Annotated in this window: 21 protein-coding genes; 8 read left to right on the plus strand and 13 right to left on the minus strand. The window is 64.3% G+C overall.

Going from position 1 to position 17,985, the window contains the following annotated elements; genetic code table 11:
• From moaD to uvrC, 3 genes are all read right to left on the minus strand, one after another.
• Positions 1-252 carry a molybdopterin converting factor subunit 1 gene (moaD, locus tag J4G43_RS08500; protein WP_208084517.1) on the minus strand — a complete coding sequence of 84 codons (252 nt, stop codon included), beginning with the start codon at positions 250-252 and terminating at the stop codon, positions 1-3.
• Positions 249-866, minus strand: a complete 618-nt coding sequence (gene pgsA / locus J4G43_RS08505; protein ID WP_014491974.1) for a CDP-diacylglycerol--glycerol-3-phosphate 3-phosphatidyltransferase — start codon at positions 864-866, stop codon at positions 249-251. Before pgsA ends, moaD begins: the two co-directional genes overlap by 4 nt.
• Before the next feature lie 96 nt (positions 867-962).
• Positions 963-3,026, minus strand: coding sequence for an excinuclease ABC subunit UvrC (uvrC, locus tag J4G43_RS08510; RefSeq protein WP_208084518.1), 2,064 nt, complete (start codon positions 3,024-3,026; stop codon positions 963-965).
• Between the two features lie 249 nt (positions 3,027-3,275).
• Here uvrC and J4G43_RS08515 point away from each other — a divergent pair, with 249 nt between their 5' ends.
• Positions 3,276-3,899 carry an outer membrane protein gene (locus J4G43_RS08515; protein ID WP_014491976.1) on the plus strand — a complete coding sequence of 208 codons (624 nt, stop codon included), beginning with the start codon at positions 3,276-3,278 and terminating at the stop codon, positions 3,897-3,899.
• A gap of 85 nt (positions 3,900-3,984) precedes the next feature.
• Here J4G43_RS08515 and J4G43_RS08520 read toward each other — a convergent pair whose 3' ends face one another.
• From J4G43_RS08520 to J4G43_RS08540, 5 genes are all read right to left on the minus strand, one after another.
• The gene (locus J4G43_RS08520; RefSeq protein ID WP_063986700.1) at positions 3,985-4,200 is read right to left on the minus strand and encodes a cold-shock protein; all 216 of its coding nucleotides are present in this window, start codon (positions 4,198-4,200) and stop codon (positions 3,985-3,987) included.
• 254 nt (positions 4,201-4,454) lie between these two features.
• Positions 4,455-5,315 carry a 23S rRNA (adenine(2030)-N(6))-methyltransferase RlmJ gene (locus J4G43_RS08525; RefSeq protein ID WP_208084519.1) on the minus strand — a complete coding sequence of 287 codons (861 nt, stop codon included), beginning with the start codon at positions 5,313-5,315 and terminating at the stop codon, positions 4,455-4,457.
• A 134-nt stretch (positions 5,316-5,449) separates the two neighbouring features.
• Positions 5,450-6,514 carry an IS630-like element ISRj1 family transposase gene (locus J4G43_RS08530; protein ID WP_208084520.1) on the minus strand — a complete coding sequence of 355 codons (1,065 nt, stop codon included), beginning with the start codon at positions 6,512-6,514 and terminating at the stop codon, positions 5,450-5,452.
• A gap of 42 nt (positions 6,515-6,556) precedes the next feature.
• Positions 6,557-7,273 carry a ribonuclease T2 family protein gene (locus J4G43_RS08535; RefSeq protein WP_028152821.1) on the minus strand — a complete coding sequence of 239 codons (717 nt, stop codon included), beginning with the start codon at positions 7,271-7,273 and terminating at the stop codon, positions 6,557-6,559.
• A gap of 122 nt (positions 7,274-7,395) precedes the next feature.
• A complete protein-coding gene (locus J4G43_RS08540; protein WP_063985577.1) occupies positions 7,396-7,857 on the minus strand; it encodes a hypothetical protein in 462 nt (153 codons plus the stop codon).
• A gap of 183 nt (positions 7,858-8,040) precedes the next feature.
• On the opposite strand from J4G43_RS08540, the gene J4G43_RS08545 reads away from it, so the two are divergent.
• Both J4G43_RS08545 and J4G43_RS08550 read left to right on the plus strand, forming a co-directional pair.
• Positions 8,041-8,334, plus strand: coding sequence for a hypothetical protein (locus J4G43_RS08545; RefSeq protein ID WP_063985576.1), 294 nt, complete (start codon positions 8,041-8,043; stop codon positions 8,332-8,334).
• Between the two features lie 30 nt (positions 8,335-8,364).
• The gene (locus J4G43_RS08550) at positions 8,365-8,895 is read left to right on the plus strand and encodes a DUF3617 domain-containing protein (protein ID WP_208084521.1); all 531 of its coding nucleotides are present in this window, start codon (positions 8,365-8,367) and stop codon (positions 8,893-8,895) included.
• A 170-nt stretch (positions 8,896-9,065) separates the two neighbouring features.
• On the opposite strand, the gene J4G43_RS08555 is transcribed toward J4G43_RS08550, so the two are convergent.
• The 3 genes from J4G43_RS08555 to J4G43_RS08565 are packed head-to-tail and all read right to left on the minus strand — an operon-like array spanning position 9,066 to position 11,743.
• Complete coding sequence (locus J4G43_RS08555; protein ID WP_208084522.1) at positions 9,066-10,454, minus strand: ATP-binding protein; 1,389 nt, start codon at positions 10,452-10,454, stop codon at positions 9,066-9,068.
• 18 nt (positions 10,455-10,472) lie between these two features.
• The gene (locus J4G43_RS08560) at positions 10,473-11,204 is read right to left on the minus strand and encodes a response regulator (protein WP_028169830.1); all 732 of its coding nucleotides are present in this window, start codon (positions 11,202-11,204) and stop codon (positions 10,473-10,475) included.
• Positions 11,201-11,743 carry a MarR family winged helix-turn-helix transcriptional regulator gene (locus J4G43_RS08565; protein WP_063985573.1) on the minus strand — a complete coding sequence of 181 codons (543 nt, stop codon included), beginning with the start codon at positions 11,741-11,743 and terminating at the stop codon, positions 11,201-11,203. Before J4G43_RS08565 ends, J4G43_RS08560 begins: the two co-directional genes overlap by 4 nt.
• 336 nt (positions 11,744-12,079) lie before the next feature.
• On the opposite strand from J4G43_RS08565, the gene J4G43_RS08570 reads away from it, so the two are divergent.
• From J4G43_RS08570 to J4G43_RS08590, 5 genes are all read left to right on the plus strand, one after another.
• A complete protein-coding gene (locus J4G43_RS08570; protein WP_063985572.1) occupies positions 12,080-13,162 on the plus strand; it encodes a branched-chain amino acid aminotransferase in 1,083 nt (360 codons plus the stop codon).
• A gap of 138 nt (positions 13,163-13,300) precedes the next feature.
• Complete coding sequence (locus J4G43_RS08575; RefSeq protein WP_208084523.1) at positions 13,301-13,825, plus strand: YegJ family protein; 525 nt, start codon at positions 13,301-13,303, stop codon at positions 13,823-13,825.
• Positions 13,826-13,908: 83 nt separating this feature from the next.
• Positions 13,909-15,429: a histidine--tRNA ligase gene (gene hisS / locus J4G43_RS08580; RefSeq protein WP_208084524.1), complete on the plus strand. Its 1,521-nt coding sequence runs from the start codon at positions 13,909-13,911 to the stop codon at positions 15,427-15,429.
• 100 nt (positions 15,430-15,529) lie between these two features.
• The gene (locus J4G43_RS08585) at positions 15,530-15,733 is read left to right on the plus strand and encodes a tautomerase family protein (protein WP_225004742.1); all 204 of its coding nucleotides are present in this window, start codon (positions 15,530-15,532) and stop codon (positions 15,731-15,733) included.
• A gap of 173 nt (positions 15,734-15,906) precedes the next feature.
• Positions 15,907-16,299, plus strand: a complete 393-nt coding sequence (locus J4G43_RS08590; RefSeq protein WP_208084526.1) for a thioesterase family protein — start codon at positions 15,907-15,909, stop codon at positions 16,297-16,299.
• A gap of 147 nt (positions 16,300-16,446) precedes the next feature.
• Here J4G43_RS08590 and proC read toward each other — a convergent pair whose 3' ends face one another.
• Both proC and J4G43_RS08600 read right to left on the minus strand, forming a co-directional pair.
• Entirely contained in the window at positions 16,447-17,283 is an 837-nt protein-coding gene (gene proC / locus J4G43_RS08595) for a pyrroline-5-carboxylate reductase (protein ID WP_225004744.1), read from the minus strand.
• Positions 17,284-17,474: 191 nt separating this feature from the next.
• Positions 17,475-17,975 carry a type III secretion system chaperone family protein gene (locus tag J4G43_RS08600; protein WP_028169834.1) on the minus strand — a complete coding sequence of 167 codons (501 nt, stop codon included), beginning with the start codon at positions 17,973-17,975 and terminating at the stop codon, positions 17,475-17,477.
• Positions 17,976-17,985: the final 10 nt, after the last annotated feature.

Genomic DNA, 17,985 nt, shown 5'->3' on the forward strand with positions numbered 1-17,985 from the left:
CTAGCCGCCGGTCATCGGCGGGAAAAACGCGATCTCGCGGGCGCCCGCGATCGCGGCGTCCGATTTGACGTGGGCATGATCGATCGCGGTGCGGATCACCTTCGGCCTCTCGAAGGCGTAGGCATAGGCCTCGCTCCGGCCGGACAGCCAGGCGATCAGCTCCTCGACGGTGCGCACGGTCGCCGGCGGCTCGATGGTCTCCTCGGCCTTGCCGACGCGCTCGCGCACCCAGGCGAAGTACTTCACCTTCATGCCTCATCCTCCTTGATGAGGTGATGGATGCCGGCGCGGAAATAGTCGTAGCCGGTGTAAATGGTGAGGATCGCCGAGGCCCAGAGCAGCGCCAGCCCGATCATCGAGACCACGGGCACCACCTCATCGCCGGCCGGGCCCGCGAGCAGGAAGCCGATGGCGATGAGCTGAACGGTCGTCTTCCACTTCGCAAGCTTTGTCACGGGAACGCTGACCCGTAACGCGGCGAGATATTCGCGCAGGCCCGAGACCAGGATCTCGCGGCACAGGATCACGATGGCGGCCCACAGCGACCAGCCATGGATGATGCCGTCGGCGGCCAGCATCAGCAGGCAGGAGGCGACCAGCAGCTTGTCGGCGATCGGATCGAGCATCCGGCCAAACGCCGATTGCTGATTCCAGATCCGCGCGTAATAGCCGTCGAGGTAATCGGTCACTGCTGCCGCGATGAAGATGGCGACCGCGACCCAGCGCAGCCACAGCGGCTGATCCAGAATCGACTGCGCATAAATGCACCCGACCACGACCGGGATCGCGGCGATCCGGCCATAGGTCAGGATGTTCGGGAGGGACATCGCGCGGCTGGTCGTCCCTCGTGTCGTGGCGATGTTCATCCGTCCTACCAATACCGCTCGTGCCTGAAGGTCAACCGTCCCGCTCCCCAAATGAGGTGCAGCATGCGACGACCATATGACCGCGGCCCCCTTAGTTCACCCCGGCTGGGGATGGAAATAGTCGAAAATCCTGCGAGCGCTCTCGGCGCTCACCCCCGGAACCTTGCCGAGATCGGCGATCGAGGCCCGCTCGATCTCCTTCAGGGTTCCGAAATGGTGCAGCAAGGCACGTTTGCGTGACGGGCCGATGCCCGGAATTTCCTGCAAACCGGCCTCGCGGATGTCCTTCTTGCGCAGCTTGCGGTGCGAGCCGATGACGAAGCGGTGGGCCTCGTCGCGTAGGCGCTGGATGAAATAAAGCACGGGATCGCGCGGCTCCAGCTTGATTGCCTCGCGCTCCGGCATGAACAGGGTTTCGCGGCCGGCATCCCGGTCCGGTCCCTTGGCGACCGACATCAGCGACACCTGGGTCAGGCCGAGATTCGTAAAGATCTCCCGGACGGCGTTGAGCTGGCCGCGACCGCCGTCGATGATCACGAGGTCGGGCCATTGCGGGAAGTCGTCGTCCTTGGCCTTGCCGGCGGCGTCCTCGGGCGGATTGATCAGGCGCTTGAAGCGGCGTTCCAGCACCTCTTTCATCATGCCGTAATCGTCGCCCGGCGTGAGCCCTTCCGACTTGATGTTGAACTTGCGGTACTGGTTCTTCACGAAACCATCGGGGCCGGCGACGATCATGGCGCCGACCGCATTGGTGCCCTGGATGTGGCTGTTGTCGTAGACCTCGATGCGCTTGGGTGAATGCGGCAGGCTCAGCGTCGTCGCCATGGCGTCGAGCAGCCGGCTCTGCGTCGCGGTGTCCGCGAGCTTGCGGCCGAGCGCCTCGCGCGCGTTGGTCAGCGCGTGGGCGACCAGCTCCTTCTTCTCGCCGCGCTTCGGCGTGGAGACCTCGATCTTGTGGCCGGCCTTGATCGACAGCGCGTTGGCGAGCAGCTCGCTCTCCTCGATCTCGTGCGAGAGCAGGATGTTCTTCGGCGGCGGCTTGTCGTCGTAGAACTGGGCGAGGAAGGACCCCAGCACTTCCTCCGGCGGATAGGTCTTCTCCGCGCGCGGGAAATAGGCGCGGTTGCCCCAGTTCTGACCGGTGCGGAAGAAGAACACTTCGACGCAAAAGAAACCGCCCTCCTGGTGGACCGCGAACACGTCGGCTTCCTCCACCGTGCGCGGATTGATGCCCTGCTGCGACTGGATCGCCGACAGCGCGGCGAGGCGGTCGCGGTAGAGTGCCGCGGTCTCGAATTCGAGCTCGCCGGAGGCCTTCTCCATCTCGCCGGCAAGCTCCTGCTTCACCGCTTGGCTCTTGCCGGAGAGGAAGTCCGTCGCCTCGCGCACCAGCGTCGTATAGCCGGGGAAGTCGATCTCGCGAGTGCAGGGGCCGGCGCAGCGGCGGATCTGGTAGAGCAGGCAGGGCCGCGAGCGGCTCTCGAAGAAGGAATCGGTGCAGGAGCGGATCAGGAACGCGCGCTGCAAGGCGGTGATGGTGCGGTTGACCGCGCCGGCGGAAGCGAACGGGCCGAAATAGCGCCCGGGCCGGGTCTGCGCGCCGCGGTGCTTGAGGATCTGCGGCGCCCAATGGTCGCCGGTGATCAGGATGTAGGGAAACGACTTGTCGTCGCGCAGCTGCACGTTGAAGCGCGGCCGGAGCTGCTTGATGAGATTGGCTTCCAGCAGCAGCGCTTCGGTCTCGGTGTTGGTCGAGACGATCTCCACGGTCACCGTGGCTGCGATCATGCGCAGGATGCGCGCCGGTTGCGGCGCGCTCTGGCGCGCATAGTTCGACAGGCGCTTTTTGACGTTCTTGGCCTTGCCGACATAGAGCACGTCGGCATTGGCGCTGAGCATGCGATAGACGCCCGGCGAGGTGGGCGCGAGGCGGACCGCGCGCTCGATCGCTTCATGGCCGGTCGCCAGCGGCTCTTCGCCGACCGCGCCGCTCTCCTCCAGGATGTCAGGCAGCAGCGCGTCGTCCTCGTCCTCGCCAGCGGTGGTGGCGGGATCGAGGTCCGGCGGCGCCAGGCTCTCCGGCGGGGCGTCGGCCGTCGTGCCGCGCGGAGATTTGCGCGCGCGTGCGTCGTCCGGATTGTCGGTGGAATCGTGAGCCATGATGCGAATTTAAGCGCTGGGGGTGCCGATTTGAAGTTCCAGCCTTGCGGCACACACAGGATGGCGGCGCGGTTCCGGGTAACACTTGCTTAAGCCTGTTAAGAGCGTGGTAACCCGGCTTAACAGGCCTTTAACTTAAAACTCTCGATAAATCTTACGCGAAAAAGAGGAGGTTCCGTAACCATGCGATTTTGCCTTGCGCGGCGGCGCAGGCATCGCGGGGGGCGGCCGTTGCGTTGGAGAGTACCGATGAGGGGGTTCGTTGTAGGCGCAGCCGTGTTGGTTGCAGCCGGCTGGACAGCTTCGGCAGAGGCCGCCGATCTCAATTACGGGCAGGGTGCGCCCTACACCGTCAATCAGCCGCTCAATGCCTATAGTTGGGCCGGTCCGTATCTCGGTGCCAATCTCGGCTATGAGTGGGGCTCGGTGAGTAACTCGCCCGTCAAGCCCTCCGGTTTCGTCGGCGGTGTACAGGCCGGCTACAATTTCCAGAACGGTCCATGGGTGTTCGGCGTCGAGGGCGATATCCAGGCCGCGGGCGCTGATGACACCTTCGCGCCGTGGAAGTTCTCCAACCCCTGGTTCGGCACGCTGCGCGGCCGTGCGGGCTATGCCTTCAGCAACGTGCTGTTCTACGGCACCGCCGGCCTCGCCTTCGGCGAACTGCGCGCGCAGACATTCGGCTGGACGGAGTCGCACACCACCGCAGGCTGGACCATCGGTGCCGGCGCGGAAGTCGGCTTCGCGCCGAACTGGAGCGCCAAGCTCGAATATCTCTACATCGATCTGTCGACGAGCCAGTTCGCAATTACCGGCGTGTCAAACGGCTATAGCGCCAGCGTTGTGCGCGCAGGCGTGAACTATCACTTCTGATAGTTGAAGAAGAAAATACCGGACAACAGCCTCCCGGCCGCTCGCGGCCGGGATTTTTTTCGCCAGGTGTTCGCTCGAAAACGCTCTAGGAGACGATGACCAAATTGACTGCCTTTGGTCCCTTCCCCTTCTTGTCCGGCTCGACTTCAAAAGTAATGCGCTGTCCTTCGGCGAGATCTTTCAGTCCCGCCCGCTCCACAGCAGTAATGTGCACGAAGACGTCGCGCCCGCCGTCGTCGGGCTTGATGAAACCGTAGCCGCGCTCGCCGTTAAAAAACTTGACCGTTCCCGTCATGGCCATCGGGAAACTCCCCCTCATTGCTCCTCCGTCGCGACGCAGACTCACGTCACGACATGACCGGGCCTTACGAAGCCCGGGAGCTGGCCATCCTTGGGCGGACCTTTCTTTCGGTCCGATCGGATCTTTCTTAGGCCTTCACTCCGCCGCAACCATTCGCGGAAGCGGAACGTAAAGCCAGTCACGGAAACAGCATAATACGGTTCTCTGCAGATTGACTACCGCTCCTGCATCTTTTTCCCAAGAATGCCGGTGTGTTACGGCCTCGGCACCTCTAATCGGAATCTGGCAGCTCCGCCCTGTCCGAGCGGTATCTCCAGCTCGGGCAGGATCGTCTTGAGCTCGCCATGCAGCGTGTACGGCGGATTGACGATCAACAATCCGGCGGAGGTGAGGGCGGCGCCATCAAGCTGCGGCGCGACACTGAATTCGAGACGCAGACATTTTCCTGGTGGTTTTGCTGCGGCTGCGAGCCGCGCCACTGATTGCACCAGCGTGTCGGTGGCGCGCCGGCTCTTGGCGGGATACCAGATTACATAGATACCGGTCGGCCATTTCACGAAAGCCGCCGAGAAGGCGTCGCCGAGCTTTTCGAACTCGTCTTTCGCCTCGAACGGCGGGTCGATCAGCACGAGCCCGCGCCGTTCCTTCGGTGGCACGAAGGCCGGCAGCGCGACCCAGCCGTCGAGATCGACCACGCGCGCCTGTTCGTCGCGGCGCAGCACACCGATCAGCGCCTTGCGCGCCTTCGGCTCGAGCTCGCAGGCAACGAGGCGGTCCTGCGGCCGCAGCAGGCCGCGCGTGATCAGCGGCGATCCCGGATAGGTCTTGAGCTCGCCCTTCGGATTGTAGGCGCGAACGATGTCGAGATAGGGCTTGGCCAGCGCCACGGCGTCGTTCGACAGGCGCGCCTGCATCAGCCGCGCGATGCCGGTCAGCCATTCGCCGCTGCGGCGCGCCTCGTCGCTTTCGAGATCATAGAGGCCGGCGCCGGCATGGGTGTCGATGACACGGAATGCGCCCGGCTTGTCCTGAAGGTAGGTAATGATGCGCGCGAGCACGATGTGCTTGATGACATCGGCGAAGTTTCCGGCGTGGAAGGCGTGACGGTAGTTCATGAGACAGGACTACGCTACGTCTCGGCTTGAGCAAAGCGGCATGCGCGTCTGTGCCGGCATGGACCCCGATTCTGCAGCGCACCGCCGAACCGGCGCTGCGTCCGGGGCACAAACACTTGGACTAGTACCCGGAATCAGAGCTGAGTGATACGGCGGCCTTTGAAACGGCGTTGACGGACCTTTTTCTTGGTCCAGACGAAGGGCTCGGCTCTGTCGTTGTATGCGTTGACGTAGGCATCGATGTGTTCCTGAAGCTGCTTGAGGCTCGTGAAGGAGGTGCCGCTGAGCGACTGCCCCTGCAAGATGGAAAACCATACTTCGACCTGATTGAGCCATGACGCACTTGTCGGCGTGAAATGAAATTGCACGTTGGGGTGGGCCTTGAGCCAGTCCTCGTTCTTTTTATGGGTGTTGAGGTTGTCGAGGATGACGTGAAGCTTGCGGTTCGGAAAAGCCGCGGTGACGCTGTTCATGAAATCGAGAAACTCGACGCGGCGCCGGCGTTTTGAATTGGTCGCGATGATCTTTCCGGTGGCGACTTCGAGCGCCGCAAACAATGTTGTGGTGCCATGCCGCTTGTAATCGTGGCTTTGGCCGGTTAAGGCGCGGCCATTGGGCAACTTCAGATAACCCTGCGCTCGCTCCAAAGCCTGGATCGAGGGCTTCTCGTCCACGCACAGCACAATGGCCTTCGCCGGCGGCGCGACATAGAGGCCGACAACATCGGCGGCTTTGGCCGTAAAGTTCGGGTCGTTGCTCTCGCACCAGGACTTGCGAGCCACCAGGTCAATCTTGTGGCTGCGCAGGAACCGCCAGACATATTGGACATCGACATCGCCCAGCGCCTCGGCCAGCAGGGGGCCGGTCCAGCGCGCAAACCCTTGCGGTGGCGGCTTATCCAGCAGCTTCAGAATCCGCTTGTCGGTCGTCTTCGTATAGATCGGCTGCTTGCCAGGCCGCGGCTTGTCTTGCAGCCCTTCAAGGCCATGGTCGGCATAGCGATGCCGCCAAAGGCTGACAATCCGCGGCTGGACCCCAACTTCCTTGGCGATCGACCGGGTGCTGCGCCCATCCGCCGCCAACAGAACTATCCGCGCCCGCTTCAAATCGCGCTGCAACGTCACCGGTGAGCGACAGCACGCCTCAAGCACCTTGCGATCTTTCCTCGAAAGGTGGACTTCTCTTGCTTCGGGTATCATCCCGACCTTGAATCACGACTCACGTTCCAAGAAAAGTGGGTACTAGCCACCTCTGATCGGCGGCATCGTCACCTGGTCGCGGCGGCAGGCGCGGCGCTCGATCTCCTCGCAGGCCCGGAATTGCAGGTCCTTGCTGAGGCAGATGCGGACCTCGGAGAGCCGGGTCCGATTGCAGGTGACCGAGATGGCCGCGTTGCTCAGGCCCGCATTGGCCTTGATGAAGGCTTCCTCCACCTCGCCCGGCGCCACGGTCTTGGCCTGCGACAGTTCGAGATATTCCGCGGGGATCTTGATCGCGGCGCGCGCCTTTCGGATCGTCTCGAAATAATTGCGGCTGTCGAGCCCCGAGCAGGTGCCGTGCTTGTCCCACTCGTTGAAGATCAGCCCCGGCGCCGGCATCAAATCGAGCATCGAAGAGACGATGTTGCGGTTCAGGCGTGGCGACGGCCGCTGGCAATATTCGGGGAAGCCATTCTCATATTGCGGCCACAGCCCGTGCACCACGAACGCGTAGGGCCGCCCGCTGCACTGCATCTGCGAGCGACCGCCGCCGCCGCGGTTGCGCTCGGACGCCTCCTCGCAGAACGAGGGCGACCATGACAGCGACAGCACATAGAAGTCGAATTCGCCGGGCGCGTTCTGCCGTTTGTCCTGGGCCTTCGCGCCGCCCGGCAGCGCGACCAGCCCGGCGGCCAGAACCAGAGGAAGGGTCAGTGAGATCACGAGACGGGTGAACGAATGCAATCTAAAATGAAACATGGCGACGCCCCTCAACTAGACTGTGCAATCAGCCTAGCAGGCAACAAGAACATTTCAAGAACAAAATTCGGGCCGGCCCGCTGGGCGCCTGATCAGTCCGATTCAGGCCTTTCGATCGAGGCTCAGGGCCTGGCGGCGCGGCAGGACGGATTGTAGGCCCAGTTGCGGTCAAGCCCGACCACGCACCATTCCACACCATTGCCGTAGCCGGAGAAGCCGCCATCCTCGATGATCGAGAAATGCACCTTGCGCACCTTGCCGTCATTGAGCATGGCGTCGCCGGTGCAATAGCGGCGCGGAATGTTGTCGGACTGCCAGGGCCGGAACGCGATCTCGTGAACGGCGGCGAAGCCGGTGATCTTCAACGAGGAATTCCAGAACGAGCTTTCCTTCTCCCAGAACTGGGTGGCGATGGTCGGCAGCGCCCTCTCGCAATCGACGACGGCGCCGTCATAGCGCGGCCCGTTCAGCCAGAAGTTCAGCTCCAGCGGATTGGCAGCCCTGGCCTCACCGAGCGACAGCGCTCCGAACATGAGGCCAAGCAAGGTGGCAAAGCGGAGCGATTTCAGGGGGAGGGCGCGCATGGGCAATCCGGACAGCTGGGTCTTGCGAAGGATGGACGGTGCCGCGAAGGCCGGGGCAGGTCAAGTGCAGCGCGGCAACACTTGGCCAAGAGTTGACCCCAACCTCGCAGCCGGCGGGGCATCAGTTCTTTTCATGGACCTCCCGGCACCGTAAACTGGCGCCAACCAATTGGAGTGACGGGAATGCGAATCATTGCGGCCGCGGGCTTTCTTGCCCTGGGTATGATGGCCAGCCAGTCGGCACGCGCCGATCTCCTTCCGGTGCCTCCGTTCAAGGGCAACGACACCGGCGGCATCATCGCTTATTCGCTGGCGACCCAGGCGGATGCGCGGCAGGTCGCGGTCGATCACTGCGCGCGCTACGGCAAGGTCGTGAAATTCCTCGCGGTGCAGGCCTTTGAGGGCGGCTACATCTCGTTCTCCTGCCGTTGGGTGCCCTATGGCGCTGCCCAACAGCCGATCCGCACGCTGTACTGAGGCGCTTTCGGAACGTTGGGAGCTTCCCACATGACGCGCAAGCTCGCTTTGCTCGGCTCGGCCCTTTGTCTTGTGGTGTCGGCAGGCAGCGCCGGCGCTGACGATCTGCCGGTGCGCAAGGCCGGTCTCTGGGAAATGAAGATGGTCAGGACCGGCACGCCCATGCCGGAGATGACCATGCAGCACTGCACCGACGAGACCGTCGACAAGGAGATGAACAACAACGTCTCCCCGATGGCCAAGCAGATCTGCGCCAAGCAGGACATCAAGAAGACCGCGACCGGCTATGTCAGTGATTCCGAGTGCAACGTCGCCGGCATCAGCACGACCTCGCATGCCGAGATCACCGGCGATTTCAACTCGGCCTATACGGTGAAGACCTCGTCGCATGCGCAAGGCGGCGCCGCCGGCGCAGCAGGCCGCGACACCACGATGCAGCTCGAAGCCAAGTGGCTGGGGGCCTGCAAGCCCGACCAGAAGCCCGGCGACATCGTGATGCCCGGCGGCTTCAAGATGAACGTGCGCGACATGGACAAGTTGAAGGCGTTGCTGCCGAAGTAGGTTTGTCTTCCCCTCTCCCCTTGTGGGAGAGGGTGTCTCGCCGCGTAGCGGCGAGACGGGTGAGGGGTATCTCTCCGCGCGTGACTCTCTTACTTCTGAATTCGAGGAAACAACCCCTCATCCGGCGCTTCGCGCCACCTTCTCCCACAAGGGGAGAAGGGAAGAGCCGCCTACACCGGAATCCGGACACTCGCCCTTAATCCCCCCATCGGGCTGTCGCCGAGGGTGATGTCGCCGCCATGCGAGCGCGCGATGTCGCGGGCGATGGCTAGCCCCAAGCCCGTGCCGCCTTCGTCCTGGTTGCGGGCGTTGTCGAGACGGAGGAACGGCTTGAACACCTCTTCGCGCAAGTGCGCGGGAATGCCGGGGCCGTCGTCCTCGACCGTGACGGTCAAATAACGGTGATCGCGCTGGCCGTTGATGGCGATGCTCTTGCCGTAGCGCGCCGCGTTGGTGACGAGGTTGGCGAGGCAACGCTTGAACGAGGCCGGCTTCACGGTCACCACGGGCAGGCCGTGGAACGCGACGGTCGCGGTGTGGCCGTGGCGCTCGGCGTCGCTGCGCAGCTCCTCGAGCGCCTGCGCCATGTCGGTCGGCTGCGACTGCTCGCCGGAATCGCCGCGGGCAAACGCAAGGTAGTCCTCCAGCATCATCGACATCTCGTCGACGTCCTTGCGCATGCCCTCGAGCTCCGGGTTGTCGCCAATCAGCGCCAGCTCGAGCTTGAACCGGGTCAGGATGGTGCGGAGATCGTGGCTGACGCCGGCAAGCATCGCGGTGCGCTGCTCCATCGTGCGCTCGATGCGTGACTTCATCTCGAGGAAGGCGACCGCCGCGCGCCGTACCTCGCGCGCGCCGCGCGGCCTGAAGTTCGGCGCCTCGCGGCCCTTGCCGAAACTCTCGGCGGCGTCTGCCAGCCGCAGGATCGGCTTGATCTGGTTGCGCAGGAACAGCACGGCGACGATCAGGAGGATCGAGGAGGTGCCGACCATCCAGAACAGGAAGATCTCCGAGTTCGAGGCATAGGCGGCGCTGCGCTGCGCGAACACGCGCATTACGGCATCGTCGAGCTGGATGCGGATCTCGACGAGGTTGGAGCGGCCGACGGTGTCGATCCAGAACGAGCGTCCGATCTGGCGGCCGAGCTGCACCGACAGCGTCTGGTCGAGCAGCGAGAAGAACGGCTTTGGCCCCGGCGGCGGCATGTCACCGGCAGGCAGGAAGTCCACCACGAGCCCGAGGCGCTGCTGGGCGATGCGGCGGATCTCGTTGCGGTCCTTGTCCTGCGGATAGCCCTTGTAGACGTCGATCAGCGCGGCGATGTCCTGCACGACAGCAGCCGACAGGCGGCGCGTCACCGTGTTCCAGTGCCGCTCCATGAACACGAAGGCGACGACCGATTGCAGGATCACCATCGGCACGATCATGATGAGGAGCGCGCGCGCATAGAGGCCGGTCGGCATCCAGCCTTTGAACGCGTTGCCCATCCAGCCATAGGCGGCGGAGACGCGGCCGGCGGCGCTCTTCAACAGCGTCAGGCCGGTATCGATCGTGCTCATCGGTCGCGCTTCACTGCTTTATGGCGAGGCCACCAGGCGGTAGCCGATGCCGCGCACCGCCTGGAGGAACAGCGGATTGGCGGGGTCGGTCTCGATCTTGCGCCTGAGGCGGTTGATCTGCACGTCGACGGCGCGCTCGTTGACGCTGCCATTGCCGGTGAGCGCGCTGCGCGGCACGGTCTCGCCCGGTGTCTCCGAGAGAATCCGCAGCATCTCGCGTTCGCGGTCGGTGAGGTGAATGACCTCCTCGCCCTGGCGCAGCTCGCCGCGATCGAGATGGTAGACGTAAGGGCCGAACGCGATCTTCTCCACCGCGGCGGTTTGCGGCGGCGGTGCGGCGCGCTTGAGGATGTTGTTGATGCGCAGCGCAAGCTCGCGCGGCTCGAACGGTTTTGCCACGTAATCGTCGGCGCCGATCTGCAGGCCCTCGATGCGGGCTTCGGCCTCGTGCCGTGCCGTCAGCATCACGATCGGCACCGAGGAGGAAGTCCGGATGAAGCGGGCGAGATCGAAGCCGGTCTCGCCGGGCATCATGACGTCGAGGATCAGGAGATCGAAATGCAGGCCCATGAGCTTCGAGCGTGCATCGCCGGCGCTTGCGGCGGTGGTGACGCGATAGCCTTCGCTGGCGAGGAAGCGCGACAACAGATCGCGGATGCGGCGGTCGTCGTCGACCAGCAGCAGATGCGGCGCATCGTCGGCCGGTTCTACCGGCGGGCGGGCGAGCGTGGCAGCGAACGGCACGTTCACTCCTTTCCGTCCTGATTGACGTTGGCGAAGATCGTCTCCAGCACCTTGTCCGGATCGTCGCGGTCGATCATCGCGCGCAGGAAACGCTTGACGGTATCGGCATCCTGCGGCGCCAGCTCGGCGAGCGCCTTGGTGATTCGCGTGGTCTGGAGCCCGGCGAGCTTCTGCACCAGCGCCTCGCCCTTCGGCGTCGCGTAGAGCAGGCGCTGGCGGCGGTCATTGTCGCCGGTCTTCTGCACGATATAGCCCTCGTCCAGGAGCTGCTTGAGCACGCGGCCGAGCGACTGTTTTGTGATGCGCAGGACATCGAGCAGGTCGGCCACCTTGAGGCCGGGATAGCGATAGACGAAATGCATGACCCGGTGGTGGGCCCGGCCGAAGCCGAAAGCCTCCAGCTCCTGGTCGGGATCGCCGACGAAATCACGATAGGCGAAGAACAGCAGTTCGATGATATCCCAGCGCAAATTGCCTCCATCGCCTGCGGCCGGCCGCGGCTCGGCTGCGTCTTGAGAGGGAGTTGCGAAATTTATGTCAGGCATATTGACGTATCTTGGGTTCAATGTTACAAAACGATCAGCCCGCACGAAATTTTAGATCGCTTCGCGTCGGGTGGCAGTTCTAGGAGCGGCCGGAGAGAGCCGGACAGGCGGCGACGGCCGAAGCAGATCTACCGTGCGATTGTCGAGCGGCATTTCGGCAAAACATACTGGACTTCCGCCTTCCGCAAAAGCATGTCCTCGGCGACATGCTGGCCACGGAAACCGGCCGTAACAAGGCTGGCGGCGGTCCAGCCACAACCTAATCAAGCCAGCCGGGCCCAAACAGGGCAGGCGGGCGCCAGAACAGCGCCGCTACCGGCAGCGGGAGGCAAGGACATGAGTATGAAATTCGACATCCAGCCCGCATCCAATCCGACATCCGAGAAGGACCGCGTCGCCAAGCTGGTGGATCCCGGCTTCGGGCGGGTCTTCACCGATCACATGGCGATCGTCCGCTACAATCAGGCCAAGGGCGGCTGGTACGAAGCACGCATCGAGGCGCGCGCCAACTTCCAGCTCGATCCGGCCGGCGCGGTCCTGCACTACGCGCAGGAAATCTTCGAAGGCCTCAAGGCCTACAAGCGTGACGACGGCGGTGTGAACCTGTTCCGCCCCGACGCCAATGCGCGCCGCTTCAAGGATTCCGCCGACCGCATGGCGATGGCGCAGCTGCCCGAGGACGTCTTCATCGAGGCGGTCGAGCAGGTCGTGCGCATCGATCGCGCCTGGATGCCGGGCGGCGAGGGCAGCCTCTATCTGCGCCCCTTCATGATCGCGAGCGAGACCTTCCTCGGCGTCAAGCCGTCGTCCGAATACATCTTCGCGGTGATCGCTTCGCCGGTTGGCTCCTATTTCAAGGGCGGACCTGCGCCGGTCTCGATCTGGGTCTCGGAGAACTACACCCGTGCCGCGATCGGCGGCACCGGCGCCGTCAAGTGCGGCGGCAATTACGCGGCGAGCCTGCGTGCGCAGGCCGAAGCGATCCAGCACGGTTGCGATCAGGTCGTCTTCCTCGACGCGGTCGAGCGCCGTTACATCGAGGAGCTCGGCGGCATGAACGTCTTCTTCGTGTTCGAGGATGGCTCGCTCTCGACGCCGCCGCTCGGCACGATCCTGCCCGGCATCACCCGCGACTCCATCATTGCGCTCGCGAAGGATGCCGGCAAGACGGTGCGCGAGGAGCCGTACTCGCTCGACCAGTGGCGCAAGGATGCGGCGAGCGGCAAGCTGAAGGAAGCGTTCGCCTGCGGCACCGCTGCCGTGATCTCGCCGATCGGCAAGGTGCGCTCGGTGAGCGGCGATTTCGAGATCAGCGGCGGCGCCGCCGGCCCCGTCGCCACGGGCCTGCGCAAGCAGCTCATCGACATCCAGTACGGCCGCACCAACGATCCGCACAACTGGATCCGCAAGGTGTTTTGATCGACGGCGATTACGTTTCCCCTCTCGCACAAGGGAGAGGGGAAACGCGCAACGTTTGTGGCTTATTGCGCTATGAACGTGCTGCTGCCGACACGCGACAAAGCCAGGAGATATCGAAGCATCCTGGACATCGCGAACATGGCAACAAAACTCTCCCAGCCCATGAAATGGGTCGTTCTCGCCGCAATCACCGGCGTCAGCGTTTTCGGCATCCTGACCATTGGGCCCATGCCGGAGGTCGTCGCGCAAGACCGCTCGCCGATCGTCGACGTGCGCACCACCGATCCCGAGATGAACACCGCGATCGCGCGCGCCCGCGGTACGCTTCCCACCTTCTGGGCGTCCTATGACGCGCCAAAGCCGTCGGAGACCGGGCACGCCTTGAAGGTGCGCTTTTCGACCCGCAGGGGCGGGGAGCATATCTGGATCGGCGACGTGAAGAAGCTGCCGAACGGCACCTATTCGGGCCTCTTCGCCAACGAGCCGCGCGATCTGCCGGGCAAGCGGGCCGGCGACGCGGTCAAGTTCAGCGAAGCCGACATTTCAGACTGGATGTTCATGCGCAACGGCAAGATCGTTGGCGGCGAGACCATCAAGCCGACGCTGAAGTCGCTGCCAAAGGCGGATGCGGATGCGCTGAGGGCCCGGATGGAGCAGCCGTAGATTCTCTTCCCCTCTCCCCGAAGCGGGGCGAGGTAAAGCGAACTTTGGTTGCCGCACCGCGCGTCGGCTGGTAAACGCCGCGCATGGCCGAGAAACCCAAAAAACCCCAGAAACTGAAGGCGCGCCTGCCGCGCGGGCTCGAGGATCGCGATCCCGCCGCGATCCGGGCGACGCGCGAGATGGTCGAAAAGATCCGCGCCGTCTACGAGCTCTACGGGTTCGAGCCCGTGGAAACGCCGGCGATGGAATACACCGACGCGCTCGGCAAGTTCCTGCCCGATCAGGACCGTCCGAACGAGGGCGTGTTCTCGTTCCAGGACGATGACGAGCAGTGGATCAGCTTGCGCTACGATTTGACCGCGCCGCTCGCACGTTACGTCGGCGAGCGCTACGGGACCGACGCTCTGGTCCTGCCCTACCGCAGCTACCGCGTCGGCTACGTGTTCCGCAACGAGAAGCCCGGCCCCGGCCGCTTCCGCCAGTTCATGCAGTTCGACGCCGACACGGTCGGCTCGGCGACGCCGGCGGCGGATGCCGAGATCTGCATGATGGCCGCGGACACGATGGAGGCGCTCGGCATCGCGCGCGGCTCCTATGTCGTGAAGGTCAACAACCGAAAAGTGCTCGACGGCGTTCTGGAAGCCATCGGGCTCGGCGGTGACGAGAACGCCGCGCGCAGGCTGACTGTGCTGCGCGCGATCGACAAGCTCGACAAGTTTTCTGCCGACGAAGTGCGCAAGCTGCTCGGTCCCGGACGATGGGATGGCGGGGAAGAAGGCAAGGGCGACTTCACGAAGGGCGCGAACCTGAGCCCGGCGGAGGCTGATGTTGTTCTCGCCATCACCAAACCGCGCGACGATTGGAAAGACGCGATCGCCGCAGCGGAAACCTACCTCGCCAAGAGCGAGATTGGTCAGGCCGGCGTGAGCGAGCTGGAAGAGATTGCCAAGCTGGTCACGGCGTCGGGTTACGGCGCGGACCGTATCCGCATCGACCCCTCCGTCGTGCGCGGCCTCGAATATTACACCGGCCCCGTCTACGAGGTCGAACTGCTGCTCGAGACCAAGGACGAGAAGGGCCGGCCCGTGCGGTTCGGCTCGGTCGGTGGCGGTGGACGTTACGACGGCCTCGTCTCGCGCTTCCGCGGTGAGCCGGTGCCGGCGACCGGGTTCTCGATCGGCGTGTCCAGGCTCCAGGCCGCGCTGACGCTGCTCGGCAAGCTCGACATGCGGCCCGAATTCGGCCCCGTCGTCGTCACTGTGTTCGATCGCGACCGCGTTGCCGAATATCAGAAGATGGTGGCGTCCTTGCGCGCTGCCGGCATTCGCGCCGAGCTCTATCTCGGCAATCCCAAGAACATGGGCAACCAGCTCAAATATGCCGACCGCCGCAACTCACCTTGCGTGATCATCCAGGGCTCGGATGAAAAGGCGCGCGGCGAGCTGCAGATCAAGGATCTGATCGAAGGCGCCAAGGCCGCCGCCGCGATCGCCTCCAACCAGGAGTGGCGCGAGAGCCGCCCGGCGCAGTTCTCGTGCAGCGAAGCCGACCTCGTCGCAAAGGTGCGCGAAGTCCTGGGCCGCCATGACGTAAAGTGGGGATAGCCATTCCGGAAGGCCGTCACGCCCGGGCTTGTCCTGGGCATCCACGTCTTGTTTGATGGCGACCGTCAATGGCCGGTGTTCGGCCGCAAGGGAGAGAACGATGCCTGAGATTACCGTCAGCATGGCCGAAGGCCGCACCGACGAGCAGAAGGCCGGCATGATGCGCGACATCACCCAGGCCCTGGTGAAGAATCTCGGCGTCGATGCCGATACCGTCGTCATCCAGATCAACGAAGCCCCGCTCCGTCACAAGATGAAGGGCGGCAAGACCTTTGTGGAGCGCGCGGCGGCTGCGAAGAAATAGCCAGCGCTGTAGCGCCAATCACAACTGTCGTCCCCGCGAAAGCGGGGACCCATAACCACAGGGAGTGGTTATCTGGCGAAGCGATAACTCCGAGTCCCCGTAACCACGACGTCCTGTGGTTATGGGTCCCGGATCTGCGCTTCGCTTGTCCGGGACGACACTGAGCAAGCACCATGGACGCACGCGACTTCATCAAGGTCGGCATGAGCGCCGAGCGCACGCTGGTGGTGCCGGCTGAGCGGACGGTCGGGCATTTCGTGCCCGGCATGCCCATGGTCTATGCGACGCCGATGATGATCCTGGAGATGGAGATGACGTCGGGCGATGCGATCCGCGCCGCGCTTCAGCCGGGTTGGGTCACCGTCGGCACCGAAGTCGATATCCGCCACCTCGCAGCCGCTCTCGTCGGCGCGACGGTGCGGACCACCGCGAAGGTGGTCGCAGTCGAGCGCCGCGTCATCCGTTTCGAGGTCGAGGCGTTCGAGGGCCCGCGCAGGCTCGGCGAAGGCCGCCACGCGCGCGGGCTCGTGAATGTCGAGATGTTCAACAAGCGGCTGGGGGCGTAGCGGCGAGCGCGAATGCCGTAGGGTGGGCAAAGGCGCAAAGCGCCGTGCCCACCATCTTTTTGGGATCGCGAACGAAGTTGGTGGGCACGCTTCCGCCTTCGCTTCGTCGAGCTTCGGCGGACAAGCCGCTTTGCCCACCCTACCTGCCTACTTCGCCAGCTCCTTCGACCGCTTCGTCGCGGCCGCGATCGCGCGGATCATCAGCTCGCGCAGGCCCGGCTCACCCATCAGCACGCCGAGTGCCGCGGCCGTGGTGCCGCCGGGCGAGGTGACATTCTGGCGCAACGTGCTGGACGGCAGCTCCGACCGATGCAGAAGTTCACCAGAGCCGGCGACGGTTTCGCGTGCAAGTTTCGTCGCCAGCGCCTCGGGCAGTCCGGCCTCGACGCCGGCGCGTGCGAGCTCTTCGGCGAGCAGGAACACATAGGCCGGGCCTGAGCCGGACACCGCGGTGACCGCATCCATCAGGCCTTCATCCTCGACCCATTCGACCGAGCCGGTAGCGCGCAGCAGCGCATCGGCCACGGCGCGCTGCGCGGTGCTGACGTTCTTCGCCGCGACGGCGACCGTGATGCCGCGACCGATCGCGGCCGGCGTGTTCGGCATCGCGCGCACCACGGCGCCACCGCAGACCTCTTCGAGCGATGCGATCGTGGTTCCCGCCATGATCGAGACCACCGAGGTCTTGGCGGAGACGAATTGCTTCAGCCTGGCGCCGGCCTCGCGGAACATCTGCGGCTTCACCGCGACGACCAGCGTCTCGACCGTGCCGGCGGCCCTGACATCGGGATTGAGCGCAACGCCGTTGGCGGCAAGCGCGGTGATCTCAGGTGAGATGTGCGGATCGATCACCGCGACGCGACGCGGGTCGAGTCCGCCCGAAAGCCATCCGGTCAGCATCGCGCCGCCCATCTTGCCGGCGCCGGCGAGGAGGATGGTGCCGGTGATGTTCTTGAGAGTGCTGCTGTCTGCCACTGTGGTCACCACAAACAAAGGTGTCGTCCCGGCGAAGGCCGGGACCCATAACCACAGGCGGTTCTAGTGGATGGAGGGCGGAGCAACAAGCATCGCGCGATACGGAGAAATCACACGGTTTGGGTCCGGATCTGCGCTCCGCTTGTCCGGCACGATGCTGAGGAGGGCGCGCGCGCCCCTCACCATCTTGGAGAGAGGCCTTACGCCTCTCCCACCGTGTCGAACATCGCCGCGTCCATCGCCTGCGCGGTGGTCTTGCCGGCCCACACCACGAACTGGAACGCGGGAAAGTAGCGCTCGCAAGCGTGGATGGCGCCGGCGAGCATGGCTTCGCATTGCGCGGTCGAGGCGGTGAGCCCGCCCGGCAGCACCAGGGCCTGACGGTGCATGATCATGCCGGTGTTGGTCCACAGGTCGAAATGGCCGACCCACAATTGCTCGTTGACCGCAGCGACCAGCCGTTGCACTTCGCTCCGCCGCGCAACCGGAATCTTCATGTCGAAGGCGCAAGCCAGATGCAGCGCCTCGATCTCACCCATCCAGGTGAAGGAGATCTGATAGTCGGTCCATTGTCCCTTGGAGACAATCGTGAGCTCGTCTTCGCCGGAGCGTTCGAACGGCCAGTTGTTGCTGGCAGCGATGTCCTCGACCACCGCGAGCGGGTGATTTCTGGAATCGATAGTGCCTTCGAGCAGGGACATTCCGTCTCGA

It is taken from the genome of Bradyrhizobium barranii subsp. barranii, from assembly GCF_017565645.3.
Taxonomy (GTDB): Bacteria; Pseudomonadota; Alphaproteobacteria; order Rhizobiales; family Xanthobacteraceae; genus Bradyrhizobium; species Bradyrhizobium barranii.

Excerpts from the sequence above, each read along its gene's own strand:
- moaD (WP_208084517.1), bottom strand. The coding sequence starts at position 252 with ATGAAGGTGAAGTACTTCGCCTGGGTGCGCGAGCGCGTCGGCAAGGCC.
- pgsA (WP_014491974.1), bottom strand. The coding sequence starts at position 866 with ATGAACATCGCCACGACACGAGGGACGACCAGCCGCGCGATGTCCCTC.
- uvrC (WP_208084518.1), bottom strand. The coding sequence starts at position 3,026 with ATGGCTCACGATTCCACCGACAATCCGGACGACGCACGCGCGCGCAAA.
- J4G43_RS08515 (WP_014491976.1), top strand. The coding sequence starts at position 3,276 with ATGAGGGGGTTCGTTGTAGGCGCAGCCGTGTTGGTTGCAGCCGGCTGG.
- J4G43_RS08520 (WP_063986700.1), bottom strand. The coding sequence starts at position 4,200 with ATGGCCATGACGGGAACGGTCAAGTTTTTTAACGGCGAGCGCGGCTAC.
- J4G43_RS08525 (WP_208084519.1), bottom strand. The coding sequence starts at position 5,315 with ATGAACTACCGTCACGCCTTCCACGCCGGAAACTTCGCCGATGTCATC.
- J4G43_RS08530 (WP_208084520.1), bottom strand. The coding sequence starts at position 6,514 with ATGATACCCGAAGCAAGAGAAGTCCACCTTTCGAGGAAAGATCGCAAG.
- J4G43_RS08535 (WP_028152821.1), bottom strand. The coding sequence starts at position 7,273 with ATGTTTCATTTTAGATTGCATTCGTTCACCCGTCTCGTGATCTCACTG.
- J4G43_RS08540 (WP_063985577.1), bottom strand. The coding sequence starts at position 7,857 with ATGCGCGCCCTCCCCCTGAAATCGCTCCGCTTTGCCACCTTGCTTGGC.
- J4G43_RS08545 (WP_063985576.1), top strand. The coding sequence starts at position 8,041 with ATGCGAATCATTGCGGCCGCGGGCTTTCTTGCCCTGGGTATGATGGCC.
- J4G43_RS08550 (WP_208084521.1), top strand. The coding sequence starts at position 8,365 with ATGACGCGCAAGCTCGCTTTGCTCGGCTCGGCCCTTTGTCTTGTGGTG.
- J4G43_RS08555 (WP_208084522.1), bottom strand. The coding sequence starts at position 10,454 with ATGAGCACGATCGATACCGGCCTGACGCTGTTGAAGAGCGCCGCCGGC.
- J4G43_RS08565 (WP_063985573.1), bottom strand. The coding sequence starts at position 11,743 with ATGCCTGACATAAATTTCGCAACTCCCTCTCAAGACGCAGCCGAGCCG.
- J4G43_RS08570 (WP_063985572.1), top strand. The coding sequence starts at position 12,080 with ATGAGTATGAAATTCGACATCCAGCCCGCATCCAATCCGACATCCGAG.
- J4G43_RS08575 (WP_208084523.1), top strand. The coding sequence starts at position 13,301 with ATGGCAACAAAACTCTCCCAGCCCATGAAATGGGTCGTTCTCGCCGCA.
- hisS (WP_208084524.1), top strand. The coding sequence starts at position 13,909 with ATGGCCGAGAAACCCAAAAAACCCCAGAAACTGAAGGCGCGCCTGCCG.
- J4G43_RS08585 (WP_225004742.1), top strand. The coding sequence starts at position 15,530 with ATGCCTGAGATTACCGTCAGCATGGCCGAAGGCCGCACCGACGAGCAG.
- J4G43_RS08590 (WP_208084526.1), top strand. The coding sequence starts at position 15,907 with ATGGACGCACGCGACTTCATCAAGGTCGGCATGAGCGCCGAGCGCACG.
- J4G43_RS08600 (WP_028169834.1), bottom strand. The coding sequence starts at position 17,975 with ATGTCCCTGCTCGAAGGCACTATCGATTCCAGAAATCACCCGCTCGCG.